This is a genomic window from Paractinoplanes rishiriensis, from assembly GCF_016862375.1.
Lineage (GTDB): Bacteria > Actinomycetota > Actinomycetes > Mycobacteriales > Micromonosporaceae > Actinoplanes > Actinoplanes rishiriensis.
Window position 1 is genome coordinate 58,596 of record NZ_BOMV01000007.1, and the last position, 14,013, is coordinate 72,608.

Annotated in this window: 14 protein-coding genes; 7 read left to right on the forward strand and 7 right to left on the reverse strand. The window is 72.3% G+C overall.

Going from position 1 to position 14,013, the window contains the following annotated elements:
• Positions 1 to 17: 17 nt before the first annotated feature.
• The gene (locus Ari01nite_RS04120; protein WP_203779503.1) at positions 18 to 1,664 is read left to right on the forward strand and encodes an FAD-dependent oxidoreductase; all 1,647 of its coding nucleotides are present in this window, start codon (positions 18 to 20) and stop codon (positions 1,662 to 1,664) included.
• A 72-nt stretch (positions 1,665 to 1,736) separates the two neighbouring features.
• On the opposite strand, the gene Ari01nite_RS04125 is transcribed toward Ari01nite_RS04120, so the two are convergent.
• A complete protein-coding gene (locus Ari01nite_RS04125) occupies positions 1,737 to 2,894 on the reverse strand; it encodes a glycoside hydrolase family 12 protein (RefSeq protein ID WP_203779505.1) in 1,158 nt (385 codons plus the stop codon).
• Positions 2,895 to 3,185: 291 nt separating this feature from the next.
• On the opposite strand from Ari01nite_RS04125, the gene Ari01nite_RS04130 reads away from it, so the two are divergent.
• Complete coding sequence (locus tag Ari01nite_RS04130; protein ID WP_203779506.1) at positions 3,186 to 3,530, forward strand: histone-like nucleoid-structuring protein Lsr2; 345 nt, start codon at positions 3,186 to 3,188, stop codon at positions 3,528 to 3,530.
• 63 nt (positions 3,531 to 3,593) lie between these two features.
• Here Ari01nite_RS04130 and Ari01nite_RS04135 read toward each other — a convergent pair whose 3' ends face one another.
• Positions 3,594 to 6,620: a putative bifunctional diguanylate cyclase/phosphodiesterase gene (locus Ari01nite_RS04135; RefSeq protein WP_203779508.1), complete on the reverse strand. Its 3,027-nt coding sequence runs from the start codon at positions 6,618 to 6,620 to the stop codon at positions 3,594 to 3,596.
• A gap of 85 nt (positions 6,621 to 6,705) precedes the next feature.
• On the opposite strand from Ari01nite_RS04135, the gene Ari01nite_RS04140 reads away from it, so the two are divergent.
• The 4 genes from Ari01nite_RS04140 to Ari01nite_RS04155 all read left to right on the forward strand — a co-directional run bounded on the left by Ari01nite_RS04140 (position 6,706) and on the right by Ari01nite_RS04155 (position 9,511).
• A complete protein-coding gene (locus Ari01nite_RS04140) occupies positions 6,706 to 7,338 on the forward strand; it encodes a class I SAM-dependent methyltransferase (RefSeq protein WP_203779510.1) in 633 nt (210 codons plus the stop codon).
• A 117-nt stretch (positions 7,339 to 7,455) separates the two neighbouring features.
• Complete coding sequence (locus tag Ari01nite_RS04145; RefSeq protein ID WP_239162464.1) at positions 7,456 to 8,112, forward strand: YdcF family protein; 657 nt, start codon at positions 7,456 to 7,458, stop codon at positions 8,110 to 8,112.
• A 201-nt stretch (positions 8,113 to 8,313) separates the two neighbouring features.
• On the forward strand, positions 8,314 to 8,991 hold the full coding sequence (locus Ari01nite_RS04150; RefSeq protein WP_203779511.1) for a glycosyltransferase family 2 protein: 678 nt from the start codon (positions 8,314 to 8,316) through the stop codon (positions 8,989 to 8,991).
• 10 nt (positions 8,992 to 9,001) lie between these two features.
• On the forward strand, positions 9,002 to 9,511 hold the full coding sequence (locus tag Ari01nite_RS04155) for a P-loop nucleotide/nucleoside kinase family protein (RefSeq protein WP_203779513.1): 510 nt from the start codon (positions 9,002 to 9,004) through the stop codon (positions 9,509 to 9,511).
• A 50-nt stretch (positions 9,512 to 9,561) separates the two neighbouring features.
• Here the strand turns inward: Ari01nite_RS04155 and Ari01nite_RS04160 are convergent, their stop codons facing one another.
• Genes Ari01nite_RS04160 through Ari01nite_RS04170 form a run of 3 tightly spaced genes read right to left on the reverse strand, consistent with a single transcriptional unit; the run spans position 9,562 to position 11,800 of the window.
• On the reverse strand, positions 9,562 to 10,653 hold the full coding sequence (locus tag Ari01nite_RS04160; protein ID WP_203779514.1) for a hypothetical protein: 1,092 nt from the start codon (positions 10,651 to 10,653) through the stop codon (positions 9,562 to 9,564).
• Entirely contained in the window at positions 10,650 to 11,012 is a 363-nt protein-coding gene (locus tag Ari01nite_RS04165; protein ID WP_203780289.1) for a PadR family transcriptional regulator, read from the reverse strand. Before Ari01nite_RS04165 ends, Ari01nite_RS04160 begins: the two co-directional genes overlap by 4 nt.
• A gap of 50 nt (positions 11,013 to 11,062) precedes the next feature.
• Entirely contained in the window at positions 11,063 to 11,800 is a 738-nt protein-coding gene (locus Ari01nite_RS04170) for a class I SAM-dependent DNA methyltransferase (protein ID WP_239162465.1), read from the reverse strand.
• A 67-nt stretch (positions 11,801 to 11,867) separates the two neighbouring features.
• Here Ari01nite_RS04170 and Ari01nite_RS04175 point away from each other — a divergent pair, with 67 nt between their 5' ends.
• Positions 11,868 to 12,329 carry a hypothetical protein gene (locus Ari01nite_RS04175; RefSeq protein ID WP_203779516.1) on the forward strand — a complete coding sequence of 154 codons (462 nt, stop codon included), beginning with the start codon at positions 11,868 to 11,870 and terminating at the stop codon, positions 12,327 to 12,329.
• A 156-nt stretch (positions 12,330 to 12,485) separates the two neighbouring features.
• Here Ari01nite_RS04175 and Ari01nite_RS04180 read toward each other — a convergent pair whose 3' ends face one another.
• On the reverse strand, positions 12,486 to 13,217 hold the full coding sequence (locus Ari01nite_RS04180; RefSeq protein ID WP_203779517.1) for an HAD family hydrolase: 732 nt from the start codon (positions 13,215 to 13,217) through the stop codon (positions 12,486 to 12,488).
• 1 nt (position 13,218) lies between these two features.
• A complete protein-coding gene (locus Ari01nite_RS04185; RefSeq protein ID WP_203779519.1) occupies positions 13,219 to 13,974 on the reverse strand; it encodes an ROK family protein in 756 nt (251 codons plus the stop codon).
• Positions 13,975 to 14,013 lie beyond the last annotated feature (39 nt).

Below are 14,013 nucleotides of genomic sequence, written 5' to 3' on the forward strand. Positions count from 1 at the left end.
AATGCAAAGGTAGTCGGGTGGCGGACTACGACGTCGTAATCGTGGGCAGCGGCTTCGGCGGAAGCGTCAGCGCCCTGCGGCTCGCCGAGAAGGGCTACCGGGTCGGCGTGCTCGAGGCGGGCCGGCGGTACACCCCCGAGATGCTCCCCAAGACCTCGTGGGACCTGCGCAACTTCCTCTGGGCGCCGAAGATCGGCCTGCGCGGCATCCAGCGGATCACGCTGCTCAAGGACATCGTGGTGCTGTCGGCCGCCGGGGTCGGCGGCGGCTCGCTGGTGTACGCGAACACCCTCTACCGGCCGCCGGCCACGTTCTTCGCGGACGCGCACTGGTCGGGTATCACCGACTGGGCCGGCGAACTCGCGCCGTTCTACGACCAGGCGTCCCGGATGCTCGGGGTGACCGAGCAGCCCAGCATGACGCCGTCCGACGAGGTCATCAAGCAGGTGGCCGAGGACATGGGGGTGGGCGGCACCTTCCGCCGCACGCCGGTGGGTGTCTACTTCGGCAAGCCCGGGGTCACCGCGCCCGACCCGTACTTCGGCGGGGCCGGACCGGACCGCACCGGCTGCGTCGAGTGCGGCAACTGCATGATCGGCTGCAAGGTCGGCGCCAAGAACCGCCTCGACGTCAACTACCTCTACCTGGCCGAACGGGCCGGCGCCACGGTGCACCCGGACACCGAGGTGACCGCGCTGCGACCGGACGGCGCCGGCTGGGTCGTCGAGACCCGCGGCCGCCGGTTCACCGCCGACCAGGTGATCCTGGCGGCCGGCGCGCTCGGCACCCAGCGCCTGCTGCACGCGATGCGGGACACCGGGGTGCTGCCGGCGATCTCGGCCCGGCTCGGCTCGCTGACCCGGACCAACTCGGAGGCGCTGCTCGGCGCGCAGACCGGCGCGGTGCCCGAGCGTCCCTACTCGACCGGCGTGGCGATCACCTCGTCGTTCCACCCGGACGGCCAGACCCACATCGAGCCGGTGCGGTACGGGCCGGGCAGCAACGCCATGGGCCTGATGGCCACCCTGCTGGTGGACGGCGGCGGCCGGCTGCCCCGGCCGCTGAAGTTCCTCGGCCAGGCGCTGCGCCACCCGTACGTGCTGGCCCGTTCTCTGTCGGTGCGGCGCTGGAGCGAACGCACCATCATCGCGCTGGTGATGCAGACGCTGGACAATTCCTTGACCGTCCGGCGCACGAAACGTGGCCGCCTCACCACCGGACCGGGACACGGCGAGCCGAATCCGACATGGATTCCGCAGGGACACGAAGCGGTGCGCCGGATCGCCGAGAAGATCGGCGGTTTCCCGGGCGGCACGGTGGGTGACATCTTCGACATTCCGATGACCGCGCACATTCTCGGCGGCGCCACGATCGGTGATTCAGCGGCCACCGGCGTGGTCGACGGCTATCACCGCGTATACGGCTACGCCGGATTGCATGTGGTCGACGGCTCCGCCGTTCCCGCGAATCTGGGCGTAAACCCGTCACTCACCATCACCGCGATGGCCGAACGCGCGATCTCCCGCTGGCCTAACAAGGGCGAAACCGATCGACGTCCTCCACTGGGTGCCGAATATCACCCGATCGATCCGATAGCCCCGCACGCACCCGTGGTACCGGCCCACGCACCGGCCGCTCTCCGCCTTGTCGAGCGACCGACCTAATAATTGGACGAACCGCCCCGGCACCGGAGAATCGGCGACGAGGCGGCTCGGGACTATGGAGCCTGCCTAGGGTCAGGCTTTGGTGCAGGTCGATCCATTCAGCGTGAACGCGGACGGGGCCGTGAAGCTCCCCGAATACGACCCCTGGAATCCGAAGGACGCCGTTCCGCCGGGGGCGAGGCTGCCGTTCCAGGTCAGGTTGCGGGCGGTCACCGCGCCACTGGTGCCGGTGACGTTCGCGTTCCAGGTGCTGCTCAGCGACTGCCCGGACGGCAGCGTGAAGCCGAGCGTCCAGCCGTTGACCGCGCTGCCGCCGGAGTTCGTCACGGTCACGTTGGCGGTGAAGCCGCCGCTCCAGACGTTGGTGGCGTACGAGACCCGGCAGGCGGCCGAGCCCGACGGCGGCGGGGTGGTCGGCGACGTGGTGGGCGTGGTGGCCGGCGGCGTGGTGGGTGCCGTGGTGGCGACGCCACCGGTGTTCACCGAGGCCGCGAAGCCGCTGACGCCCAGCCCGGCGCCGCCGATCCAGGGCTCGAAGCCGGCCTGGATGCTGGTCAGGTACCAGGAGTTGGTGATCACGCCGCGGTTGCGCACGTCGTTGATGAAGTCCAGCACGCTGAAGGTCCAGCTGGTGATCGCCGAGGGCGCCAGGTATGAGACGACGCCGTTGGCGCCGTTGCTGCCCTGCCAGACCTCCCAGGTCCGGCCGGCGACCGTGGCGGTGCCCACCGGCGAGCCGATCGGCTGGATGTTGCCCTGGCGGTTGAACCAGATCATGATCTCCTGCTGGTTGACGCCGTTGGTCCGCGGCGTCGGGTCCAGCCAGATGTCGTACGAGGCGTTGTAGGTGGCCCCGGACACGTACTGGTAGTTGATCGTGCTGCTCGCGCTGCTGATCCGGCTCACCTGCATCGGCAGGTTGGTGCCCGGCGAGCAGTTCGTGTAGTGGCAGCCGACGAAGACCGAGGGGTACGAGACGGGGGCGCCGCTGGTGTTGCCGACGCCGTCCTGCCGGGTGATCGAGAACCCGGAGTCGGTCACGTTGATGCACTGCTGGGCGGTGGTGCCCCAGCGATTGTTCTGCACGACGTAACGGCCGCCGATCGTGGTGGTGCCGTATTGCTCGCAGATCTCCGCGTCTGCCGCCGCGGGGCCGGCGACAGACAGGGCGGCGACCGCGGCGCCGGCGAGGAGACCGGCGGCCATGAGACCACGGAGGGCACGTCTCATTGCGAAGCTCCTTGAGGGGGGATCCCGCGGGGACGGGGTTGATGGGAGCGCTCCCACGACACGTTACAGGATGATGACCGGACTGAAAAGTATGTGTCAACGAGCGATCTCCACGCCCCGCCGCGAGCGTCCGCGAGGGACAGAATTGCGACATGCAGTGCGGGCAATTTGCACTGCGAACTGATAAACGACAGAATGAATGTGTATCGACATTCGCGGCGCCCACGCCGCATGCGCGCAGTGTGCGTATAGTCGTCACTCAAATGACATCGTTGTAGGAGCAGGCACACCATGGCCAAGCAGGTAATAACCCTTCTGACCGACGACCTCGACGGCGGAGAGGCCGACCGCACCGTCGAGTTCGGACTCGACGGTGTGAACTACACGATCGACCTCTCCGAGAAGAACGCCGGAAAGTTGCGGAAGGCGCTCGACCCGTTCCTGAACGCGGCTACTCGGGTGGGCCGCAGCGGCGTCGTCTCGTCTGCCCGGCGCAGCGCCCCGGCCAGCACCGGACGCGCCAGCCGCGACCAGAATCAGGCGATTCGGGAGTGGGCCAACAAGAACGGCTTCGAGGTCTCCGAGCGCGGTCGCATCCCGAGCCACATCGTCGAGGCGTACCACAGCAAGCGATAGGTCGAACGAACCGTTGAAAACGGCGCCGCCGGACTTCCGGCGGCGCCGTTTCGCGCATTACCGCTAAGCCACCAACGGCTGACGCGCCGTCATCTGACTGAGCGCCTCGGTGCCGTCCACCGGACTCGACCAGAAATAGCCCTGACCGAGCGGGCAACCGAGCCGGGCGAGCAGATCCCGATGCGTACCGGACTCGATGCCCTCGGCGATCACGGTGAGGTCCAGCGACTGCGCCAGGCTGACGATCCCGGTGACCAGGGCCAGCTGCTGCGGGCTGTCCACCATGTCGTCGATGAACATCTTGTCGATCTTCACGACGTCGATCGGGCGGTGCCGCAGGTAGCCGAGCGACGAGTACCCGGTGCCGAAGTCGTCGATCGCGACCCGGACCCCGTGCTCGCGCAGCACCGCGAGGTCCCGCCAGATCGGTTCGTGCTCGCCGGCCAGCAGCGTCTCGGTCAGCTCCACCATCAGGGCGTGCGGCGGCACCTCGGCGTAGGCGAGCGCGGCCAGGATCTCCTCGACGAACCCGTCCTCGCGGAACTGCCGGACCGAGACGTTCACGCTCACGTACGGCTGCCGGGTGCGCGGCAGGATCCGGCGCCACTGGGCCGCCGTGTGCAGGGCCTGCTCCAGCACCCAGCGGCCGATCGGCACGATCAGCCCGCTCTCCTCGGCCACCTCGATGAACTCGGCCGGCGACACCACGCCCTTGGTCGGGTGGAACCAGCGCACCAGTGCCTCGAACCCGACCGGCTCGTCACTGCCGAGATCGACGATGGGCTGGTACGCGAGCAGGAAGTGCCCCTCGTTGACCGCGTGGTCGAGCGCTGACCGCAGTTCCAGCCGCTCGACCATGGCCCCGTGCAGGTGGGCCTGGTAGCGGCGCCACTGGTTCTTGCCGGCGCCCTTCGCCACGTACAGCGCCAGGTCGGCCTGCCGCAGCAGTTCGTCGGCGCTGTCCGCCTCGGGCGTGGTGGTGATGCCGATGCTGGCCACCGCGGTCACCGTGCCGCCGTCGTCGAGCAGCACCGGGTCGGCGAGCGCGGCCAGGATCCGTTCCGCGGTCTCCTCCACCGCGCCCGGGTCCTGCACGTTCTCGACCAGCGCCGCGAACTCGTCGCCGCCCAGCCGGGCCGCGGTGTCGTCGGCCCGCAGCGCGCCGGCGATCCGGTGCGCCACCGTGATCAGCAACTGGTCGCCGGCCGCGTGCCCGAGCGTGTCGTTGACGATCTTGAAGTCGTCCAGGTCGATGAACAGCACGCCGACCACCGAGCCGTCCCGGGCCCCCCGGGCCAGCGCGTGCTCCAGCCGGTCGTGGAACAGCACCCGGTTGGCCAGTCCGGTCATCGAGTCGTGGAACGCCTGGTGGGTGAGCTCCCGTTCGAGCCGGCGCCGCTCGGTGACGTCCCGCAGAGTCAGCACCAGGCCGGCCACCGTCTGCTCGGCGCGCAGGTCCGAGCAGTGCATCTCGAGCAGCACCTCGACCGGCCCGGCGGCCCGGAAGTCGAGGCCCTCCTGGAGGTTCTCGCCGCCGCGCACCGCCGCCAGCACCTGGACGAGCCGCTCCCGGTCGGCCGGGTGGATCACGTCGGCCAGCGCCTGGCCGGTCGGGTCGCCGCCGAAGACCCGGAGCGCGGACGGGCTCGCGTACCGGATATCGGTGGCCTCGTCCACGATCAGGATCACGTCGGAGGTGTGCTGCACGAGCGTACGGAAATAGGTTTCGCTGTTGCGCCGGATCACCTCGTGGCTCAGCTCGATCCGCTCCAGCGCCAGCGCGGCCTGCCCGGCCAGCACCTCGAGCGCGCGCTTGAGCCCCGGCAGCGCGTGGTCCGGCGCGGCCACGTGCAGCACGCCGACCAGCGGGTCGCCGGTCGGCCGGTCACGCAGCACCATCGGGCAGCGCAGCGTGGTGCTGAACTGGGTGAGCCGCACCGAGACGGCCCAGTCGACGTCCCGGGTGGGCACCATGCGCGCGGCCGTGCCCGCGGCCCGGTCCACCGCAGCCTGCGCGGCCGCCTCCGCCGACGGGGTGCCGTCCTGCGCGATCGCCCGGGCCAGCACCACCCCGTGCGGGGTGTCGGCCGGCAGCAGCTGGGCCACCGCGACCCGCACCGCGTCGCCCACCGCCTCCACGTCGGCGGCCGAGACCAGCGCCTCGGACGCCTCGCGCAGGCCCCGCTCGCGGGCCAGGGCCAGCCGGTGGTTCGCCATGATCCCGGCCATCCGCACCAGCACCAGGAAGAAGGTGAGCGCGCTCAGCACCGCGACCACGGCCAGGTCGTCGACCGACGGCTCCCGGAAGATCGTGCTCAGCAGCACGCCCGGCGCCACCATCGAGGCCGTTCCGAGCAGCGCCAGCCGCACCCGGCCGGCCTCGGCGCGGGCCGGCTCGGCTTCGGCCGGGATGCTCAGCAGGTTCATCGACGGGTGCAGCGCGGCCAGCCCGGCGCCGGTGTAGAGCGCGATCCGGCCGAGCGCCGCGAGGAACTGCATGTCGCCGACGAGCAGCGACAACTCGTACCCGACGTCGCCGATCAGCATCATCATCAGGCCGGCGCCGAGCAGGTTGCCGGCCCGCACCTTGCGACCGGAGGAGGTCAGCAGCCGGCTGAGCGCCCCGAAACACAGCAGGTCACCGATCGGCAGGGCGAGCGCCGCCCAGGACCCGGCCTCGGCGTCCGGCCCGAGCACGAAGGTCCAGGCCAGCAGCGCGAGACCCGAGGTGAGCGCCAGCGCGTCCAGCACCGCGGCCTGGTCCCGGGCCCCGCCGCTCCCCCGCCGGATGAAGATGAACAGCACACCGGCCAGCGCCGGATAGGCCGCGATGATCAGCAGCGACCCGGCGCCCGGCAGCAGGCCGTACACCGCCGTCCCGGTGGCCGACAGCACGACCGCGCCGGCCAGCAGCCACCACGGCGCCCGGTCGGCGGCCCGGTTGCGCTGCACGCCCCAGACGATCGCCGCGACCGCCGAGGCCCCGGTCACCAGCCGCAAGGCCGGCTGAGCGTCCGGCGTCAGGCAGAACACGAGCGCCAGCAACGCCATCCACGCGCCGAACGCCCAGGCGGCAACCCGTGGCGGCATCCCGCTCCCTACAGCCGATGATCCGTATCGGCCTCCCTTTCGGCCCGCTGCCGCCTTTTCTGAGCGAAAGCGCCACAATCACCCGGTGCTCCCCGACTTCATCCGGTCCCACACGATCGCCACGCCGGTCCCGTTGGTCCCGGAGATAACCATTTACCAGGCCGACGAGCCGATCGCTCTCTGGGAGAAGACCGAGGAGTCCGGCACCGAGCAGCCCCCGCCGTTCTGGGCCTTTCCGTGGGCCGGCGGCCAGGCCCTGGCCCGGCACATCCTCGACCATCCGCAGCTGGTGGCCGGCCGCAGCGTGCTCGACCTGGCCACCGGCTCGGGCCTGGTGGCGCTGGCCGCGGTCCGTGCCGGCGCCGATCCGGTGACGGCCAACGACGTGGACCCGCTCTCGTTGGCCGCGGCCGAGGCCAACGCCGCCCTGAACGGCATGTCGCTGCGGACCAGGGAGGCCGACCTCCTCGACAGCACCCCCACCGAACAGGTGATTCTCGCCGGCGACGTCTTCTACAGCCGCGCGATGGCCGCCCGGGTGCTGCCGTTCCTGCGCCGGGCCGCCGCCGGTGGCGCGCTGGTCCTGGTGGGCGACCCCGGCCGCGCCTACCGCCCCGAGGGCCTGCGACAGCGCGCGATCCACGAGGTCCCGGTGCCCGAGTCGCTGGAGGGCGTCTCCTCCCGGACCACGACCGTCTGGGAAATGCAAAAGCTTTGAAAGTACGCGTTCTGACGAGTCCCGTCCGAGCAGTTCCGGCACCTGCAACACCGGGCCGTCCGCCCGCTGCGGCCCACCGGCGGGTCACCCCGGCGATCTCCGGCGCACAATGGCTCGGTGGGCGCTTCCGGTGAGATCAGCGTGCCCGCCACGGTGCTCCTGGTGTTCGGTCGAGGCGTGGTGCGGACCGACGACGGCTTCGCACTCACCGCGGCCAGCACCGCCCGGGTGCTCGCCGCGGCCGCCTACGTCCGGGCCCACGAGCCGTTCTTCGCCCGAGCCGCGGCCCCGCGGATCGTCTTCACCGGCGGCTGGCCCGAGGCGAGCGAGGGCACCGCACCCCCGCCGGCCGGCGCACGCGAGGGCGACCTGATGCTGGCCGCCGCCCAATCCGCCGGCCTGGGTGACCACGCCGACCTGCACGCCGAGACACGCTCCCGGAGCACCCTGGAAAACCTCCTGCACACCGTCGAGGACCGCCTGCTGAGCGGCTACGGTTTCGGCGCGACGCGCCCGCTGGGGCTGGTGTCGCACGCCTGGCACCTGCCCCGGGTCCGCTTCCTGGCCGGCAAGGTGCTGGGCCTGCGCGGCCCGGCCCTGCTCGACGTCCCCGCCACCGGCGGCGAGGACCACAACGACCGGGGCGCCCTGCTGGCCGCCCGTTTCGGCTTCGCCGGCGTCCGCCGAGCCCACCATCTGCTACGCCGCGAACGCCGCATGGTCGCGGTCCTCCGAGCCACCGAGCAGCTGCGCCGCCGCTCCAGCCGCGCCTGAGAAACAACCGCCGCCCCTGAGTCGAGAGCGCCGCCCGCCCCACCAGCCGCCCGCCGGCCACCCACCCAGCCACCCAGCCAGCCGCCCACCCGGCCACCCAGCCGGCCAGCCGCGCGCCCGGCGCGGCCGCGGCACCCACCCGGCGGGTGACGGCCGGTGTCGGCGGGTATGAGAAAGCGCCGCGCGGGGAATGTGGGCCGCGTGACCGTGATTCTGCTGCCGGTCTACCGGCCCGGCGTGCATCTGCCGGAACTTGTCTCCGCCCTGCCCGACGCCGGGCGGGTGGTGGTTGTCGACGACGGCAGTGGGGCGGACGCCGAGCCGCACCTCGCGGCGGTCCGGAAGATGGGCTGCGCCGTGCTGCGGCACCCGGTCAACCGGGGCAAGGGCGCCGCGCTCAAGACCGGCTTCCGGCGGGCCCTCGCCGACCACCCGGGGCTCGACGTGGTGACCGCGGACGCCGACGGGCAGCACTCGGCCGCCGACATCGGGCGGATCGCGGAGCGGGCCGGCCGCGGTCACATCGTGTTGGGGGTGCGCCGGTTCGACCGGATGCCGCCGCGCAGCCGGTTCGGCAACACGGTGACGCGGGTGGTGTTCCGGGCGGCCACCGGGCGGGACGTGTCGGACACCCAGACCGGGCTGCGGGCCTACCCGGCCGATCTGCTCGAACGGTTGCTGGAGGTGCCCGGCGACCGGTTCGAATACGAGATGAGCGTGCTGCTGGACGCCGCGCGTACCCGGCATCCGATCGAAGAGGTGGAAATCCCGGCCACCTATCTGAACGGGAACGCGGCCTCGCATTTCGACGGTCTGGGCGACTCGGTCCGGGTCTACTGCGCACTATTGCGGTACGCGGCAGCCTCGGTCGTGCCCTAACCTCGGCGCCGTGGATGCGCTGCTCATCACCGGAACCGTCGGATCGGGTAAGACCACGGCGGCCGAAACGCTCGGCGACCTGCTCGCGGAGCGCCGGATTCCGCACGCGGTGATCGACGTCGACTGGCTGCGCCGCTCCTGGCCGGCGCCGGCGGGCGACCCGTTCAACGGCGCCGTCACGCTCGTCAACCTGCGTGCGGTGGCCGGGAACTTCCGGGCGGCGGGGGCCGAACGGCTGGTGCTGGCCGGGGTGATCGAGAGCCGGGCGGAGCGGGCTGCCTACCAGGACGCGGTGGGTGCGCCGCTCACGGTGTGCCGGCTCGAGGTCGACCTCGCGGAGGTGCGGCAGCGGCTGACCCGCCGGCACGCGAGCGACCCCGGCGGCCTGTCCTGGCACCTGAACCGCTCGGGCGAACTCGACCGCATCCTGGTCGACGCCCGGGTCGAGGATGTCGTGGTGCCGGGCGCCGGGCCGGCCGCTCAGGTGGCCGAAAAGGTCGCGAGCGCCGTGGGCTGGTAGGGCGACGGGGCCGCAGACCGATTTCGGCCCGCGGCCCCGTGCCGGCGGGGTCAGTCGGTGACGGGTTCCGGGGCGGGTGCTGGGGCGGGTGCTGGGGCGGGACGCAGTGCCAGGGCCAGGACCACGACCAGCAGGGCGACGGCCAGGCCGGTGGCAGCGTTCCAGCCGTGGGTGAAATTGTGGGCGTACTGGTAGTACACCGGCATCACCTCGAAGCGCAGGTCGCCGGTCGGTCTGGTGCCCACCTGGCCGAGTGCGCGCGCCACCAGGCGGAGGGTGCCGACGGTCAGCGGGGCCAGCACGGCCACCGCGGCCAGTCCGGCCACCGTGAGCGGCAGCCGCCGGGACAGTGGCAGGCGACGCACGGCGTAACCCACCCGGACCGCGAGCAGCCAGCCGGCGATCAAACCCAGCACGGCGCCCGCCAGGGTCAGCGGCAGCATGGCGCCGGGCTGGGCCGGTTCGACCATGACGTGCAGCGCGGTGCGGCCGGCCACGTCGGCGGGACCGCCCCGGAAGCTGCTGGCGAAGACGCGGAGCAGCAGGCCGTCGCGTTCGGCCACCAGCCGGGTCACGTCGGTGGGGACGACCTCCAGCGTGCCGTCCTCGCGGCCGGTGAAGTATCCGGACGTCTCGGCCGTGCTGGTGTACGGGTCGACGCTCCAGCCGGCGGCCGTCAGCCGTGCCTCGGCCGCCGCCGGCTCCCAGCCGGGAAGGAACTCGGGTGCGTGCACGCTGGTCGACGGGTGCAGGTTGAGCGGCCAGGTGAACCGGTCGACGTCGCCCGCGAACGGCACCCCGCCGGCCACCGCGGCGTAGCCGCGCACCTCGCCGTCGCCGGGCACGTCCTCGGCGGTGGCCCAGCCGGCCACCGACCCGAGGGCCGCACCCAGCGCCCCGACGGTCAGCGTGGTGAGCAGTGCCGCCACCACGATCAGCCGGCCCACCGGCAGCCGGAACCGCTGCCGCAGGCCGCCGGCGACCAGATCGCGGACCTCGGCCGCGGTGGGCCGCTCCCGGCCGTCCTCGGCCGCGTCCATCAGGGTCGTGAGGATCTCGTCGCCGTGCCGGCGCCGGTAACCCCGCGGGTAGGCGACCAGCAGCCGCCGGAACCGCCGCTGCAACACCCAGGCGTCGGTCATTCCGCGCCTCCCGATCCGAGCGGAGCCAGCCCGAGCATCGCCAACCCGCCCGAACCCCGGAGCCGGAGCCTGGTCGCGGCGGCCGCGGCGTTGCGCTGGAGCCGCTCCACCTCGGTGGTGAGCACGCCGGCGCCGCCGTCGGTGAGCCGGTAGTACCGCCGGAGGCGGCCGTCGACGGCCTCCTCCCGGTCGACCTTGATGAGATCCTGCTCGGCCAGCCGGTCGAGCGCCCCGTAGAGAGTGCCGGCCCGCAGTTGGACGTCGCCGGCCGAGAGCGCCGCCACCTCCTGGATGACCCCGTAGCCGTGAAGGGGTCCGCTGGCGAGCGCGGTGAGTATCAAGAACGTGGGTTCCTGCATGGCAACCATGCGGAGCACCTTACGTCGGCCGCTATATATCGTCAACCGTACTATGCCGGTAGCCGGTACACCGAGACGTGCGAGCGGGACTCGGCGGTGAACTCGGCGCCGGACCAGTCGGCGTGCCGCGTTTCCAGGGTGAAGCCGGCGAGCCGGGCCATCAGGTCGAGCTCGGCCGGCCAGATGTAGCGGTGCGGCGAGCGGAACAGGTGCGCCTCGCGGCCCTCGCCGAACCGGAAGTGGTGGCTCACGACCAGCTGCCGGAGCGGGTCGACGGTGTCCAGCCCGATGTACCCGGGTTCGACGTGTTCGACGATGGCCCGCTGGCCCGGCGGCAGGACCCGCAGGTCGGGCACCCACAGCTCGATCACGAAGCGGCCACCGGGACCGAGGTGCCGGGCGGCGTTGCGGAAACAGGCCACCTGTTCGTCCTGGGTGAGCAGGTTGGAGATGGTGTTGAAGACCAGGTAGACCAGGCTGAACTCGCCAGGGGCGGTAGCCGTGGCCATGTCGCCGACCACGACCGGGATCGCGTCCTCGCCGGCCTTGGTCCGCAGCTCATCGAGCATGGCGGGCGACATCTCGATGCCGGTGACCGGCACGCCGCGCCCGGCCAGCGGCACGCCGACCCGGCCGGTGCCGATGGCGAACTCGAGCGCGGCGCCGCCGGCGGCCAACTCGGCGAGCCTGGTCACGGCCGGGTCGAGCACGTCCGGCGCGAACATCCCGGTGCCGGGGGTGTCGTAGGTGCGGGCGGTCTGTACGTCCCAGATGTCGTTGTTGTGCACGCCTTCACGATCGTCGCGGCGTCGACCGGGGTCCACCCAATTTACGGCGGTCGATTACGGTGCTCCGATGCGACGGTGTTGGTGGGCGCTGCCGGCGGCGGTCCTGGCGCTGAGTGGATGTTCGGTCGCCCACGACGTGCCGAGCGTCGAGGAGCGGCTGGTCGACGGCTTTCTGACGCCGCTGGCCGCGGCCGGGATGCCGGCGACGATCGCCGAGACCTGCCGCTACGACCTGCCGGTCGACCAGCCGTGGCAGCTGAACACCGAGTTGCGGGTGGACGCTCCCCGGGTGCGGGTCGCCGAGGTGCTGAGCGGGCAGAACATGGTGCTGCGGCGCGACCGCGACCCGATGATCCTGCAGCAGTTCCAGGGCCGGCCCGGGGACGGCTGGAACGGCGTGCTGGAAGCCGCGGGCGAGAAGTCGGTCATCAAGCTCACCTACAACAACGCCGGCCGGGAGGACTGGGCCGGCGCGGTCGGCTGGGCCGAGGTCTGCCCGGACGGCCCCCACCCGGACCCGACACCCTAGGGCGGGACCGGGCTGGACCGCGGCGGGCGTCACGGCCCCATCGGCCGGCCGTGCTCCCGGCCGAGCGGCCGGCTCCCACCGGGCCGCAGCGGGCGGACGGCCCGGTGGGTCGCCTGGCGGCAACTGCGGTCCGGGGACCGGTGCTCATGCGTACTTTCAAATGGTTTTTCGTAGTATTTCGCTCAGCTCGAAACCGTTGCTGATCGTGTCGTCGGGGGTGGGGCCCAGGCCGGCGGGTTCGGATGCGGTGCGGGGGGAGCGCATCAGGATGGCGCGGGCCACGTCGGCCCGGCGGGCGCAGGCTATGTCGCGGCGGGGGCTGTCGCCGACGAACCAGCAGGATTCGGGTGGGATGCCCAGTTCGTCGGTGGCGTTCCAGATCATCTGGGGGTTGGGTTTGCGGACGCCGGCCTCGTTGCTGTAGATCTGCGCGGCGAACAGGCGGCCGATGCCAGCCCGGGCCAGGAAGTCGCGGTGCGCGGCGCCGGACAGCGTGTTGCTCACGACGGCCAGCGGGATGCCCGCGGCGAAGGCCGTCTCCAGCGCCTCGGGGACGCCGGGGCGCAGTTGCCAGCCGCTGCGGAAGGCCCAGTCGTAGCTCAGCCGCCGCACCGCGCCCCGCACCGGGACCCGCGCGGCCGGTGGCCAGCCGGGCAGCACGAAACGCTCCCACACCTCGGCCTGGCTCAGTTCGTCCGGCCAGTCCTCGTCGCGCCAGCGGGCCCAGGCCTCGGCGCCCTCGGTGAGCGCGCGCTGGATCTGGCCGGGGGTCAGCGCGCCGCGGCTCATGTTGTAGATGCGCAGCACCAGATCCGGCGGGGCGGCACGCTGCGGCGGCGCGTCGGCGAGCACGCCGCCGAAGTCGAGGAGGAGGGCGCCGGGCCGCATGTCAGCGGGCGGTGCCCAGGGTCCAGGCGCGCACGCCGCCGACGATGCCGGCCGTGTTCGGCACCACCACCACGTCGTCGCCCATCCGCGCCAGCTGGGTGGCGGTGATCAGCCGGGAGTTGCCGCCGCCCAGATAAAGGCGGTCCCAGAGGAAGACCGGGCGCAGGCCCTCGACCACGTTGCGGACCCGGCGGGACCAGAGCGCGTCGCCCAGCCGGCGGCGCTCGTGCTCGCCGATGTAGGTGTCATAGCTCATCCCCCAGCGCACCGGCGCCTGCGACATCTCCAGGTGCGGGGCCAGCACGCCGCCGTCGAACAGGGCGCAGCCCAGGCCGGTGCCCAGGGTCAGCATCAGCTCGCAGCCGGTGCCCGCCACCACCCCGGCGCCGTGCACCTCGGCGTCGTTGAGCACCAGCGTGGGCAGGCCGAACGCCTCGGCCAGGGCGGTCCGCGCGTCGAAACCGTGCCAGGCGTCCACCAGCTCGGGATCGACCCGGGTGCGCGGGCCACTGCGGGTCACGTAGTGCGGGGTGGCCACCACCACGCCGTGCCGCAGCATGCCGGGCATCCCGACGGTGACCCGGTCGGCGGTCGGCAGCCGCGCGCCGAGCTGCACCAGGGTCTTGACGAACAGTTCCGGCGGCAGCGGGTACGGCGTCGGCACGCGCAGCGGCTGGGCCCGCATGGTGCCCGCCTCGTCCAGCACGGAACCCTTGATGCCGCCCCCGCCGCAGTCGATCGTCAGGGTGAAAGCCACGCCGCCAGTTTGCATGGAGGTCACCTCCCCGCACAGCAA

Bases quoted from the DNA above. Each gene is read 5' to 3' on its own strand.
- Ari01nite_RS04125 (WP_203779505.1), bottom strand. From the start codon at position 2,894: ATGAGACGTGCCCTCCGTGGTCTCATGGCCGCCGGTCTCCTCGCCGGC.
- Ari01nite_RS04130 (WP_203779506.1), top strand. From the start codon at position 3,186: ATGGCCAAGCAGGTAATAACCCTTCTGACCGACGACCTCGACGGCGGA.
- Ari01nite_RS04135 (WP_203779508.1), bottom strand. From the start codon at position 6,620: ATGCCGCCACGGGTTGCCGCCTGGGCGTTCGGCGCGTGGATGGCGTTG.
- Ari01nite_RS04160 (WP_203779514.1), bottom strand. From the start codon at position 10,653: ATGACCGACGCCTGGGTGTTGCAGCGGCGGTTCCGGCGGCTGCTGGTC.
- Ari01nite_RS04165 (WP_203780289.1), bottom strand. From the start codon at position 11,012: ATGCAGGAACCCACGTTCTTGATACTCACCGCGCTCGCCAGCGGACCC.
- Ari01nite_RS04175 (WP_203779516.1), top strand. From the start codon at position 11,868: ATGCGACGGTGTTGGTGGGCGCTGCCGGCGGCGGTCCTGGCGCTGAGT.
- Ari01nite_RS04180 (WP_203779517.1), bottom strand. From the start codon at position 13,217: ATGCGGCCCGGCGCCCTCCTCCTCGACTTCGGCGGCGTGCTCGCCGAC.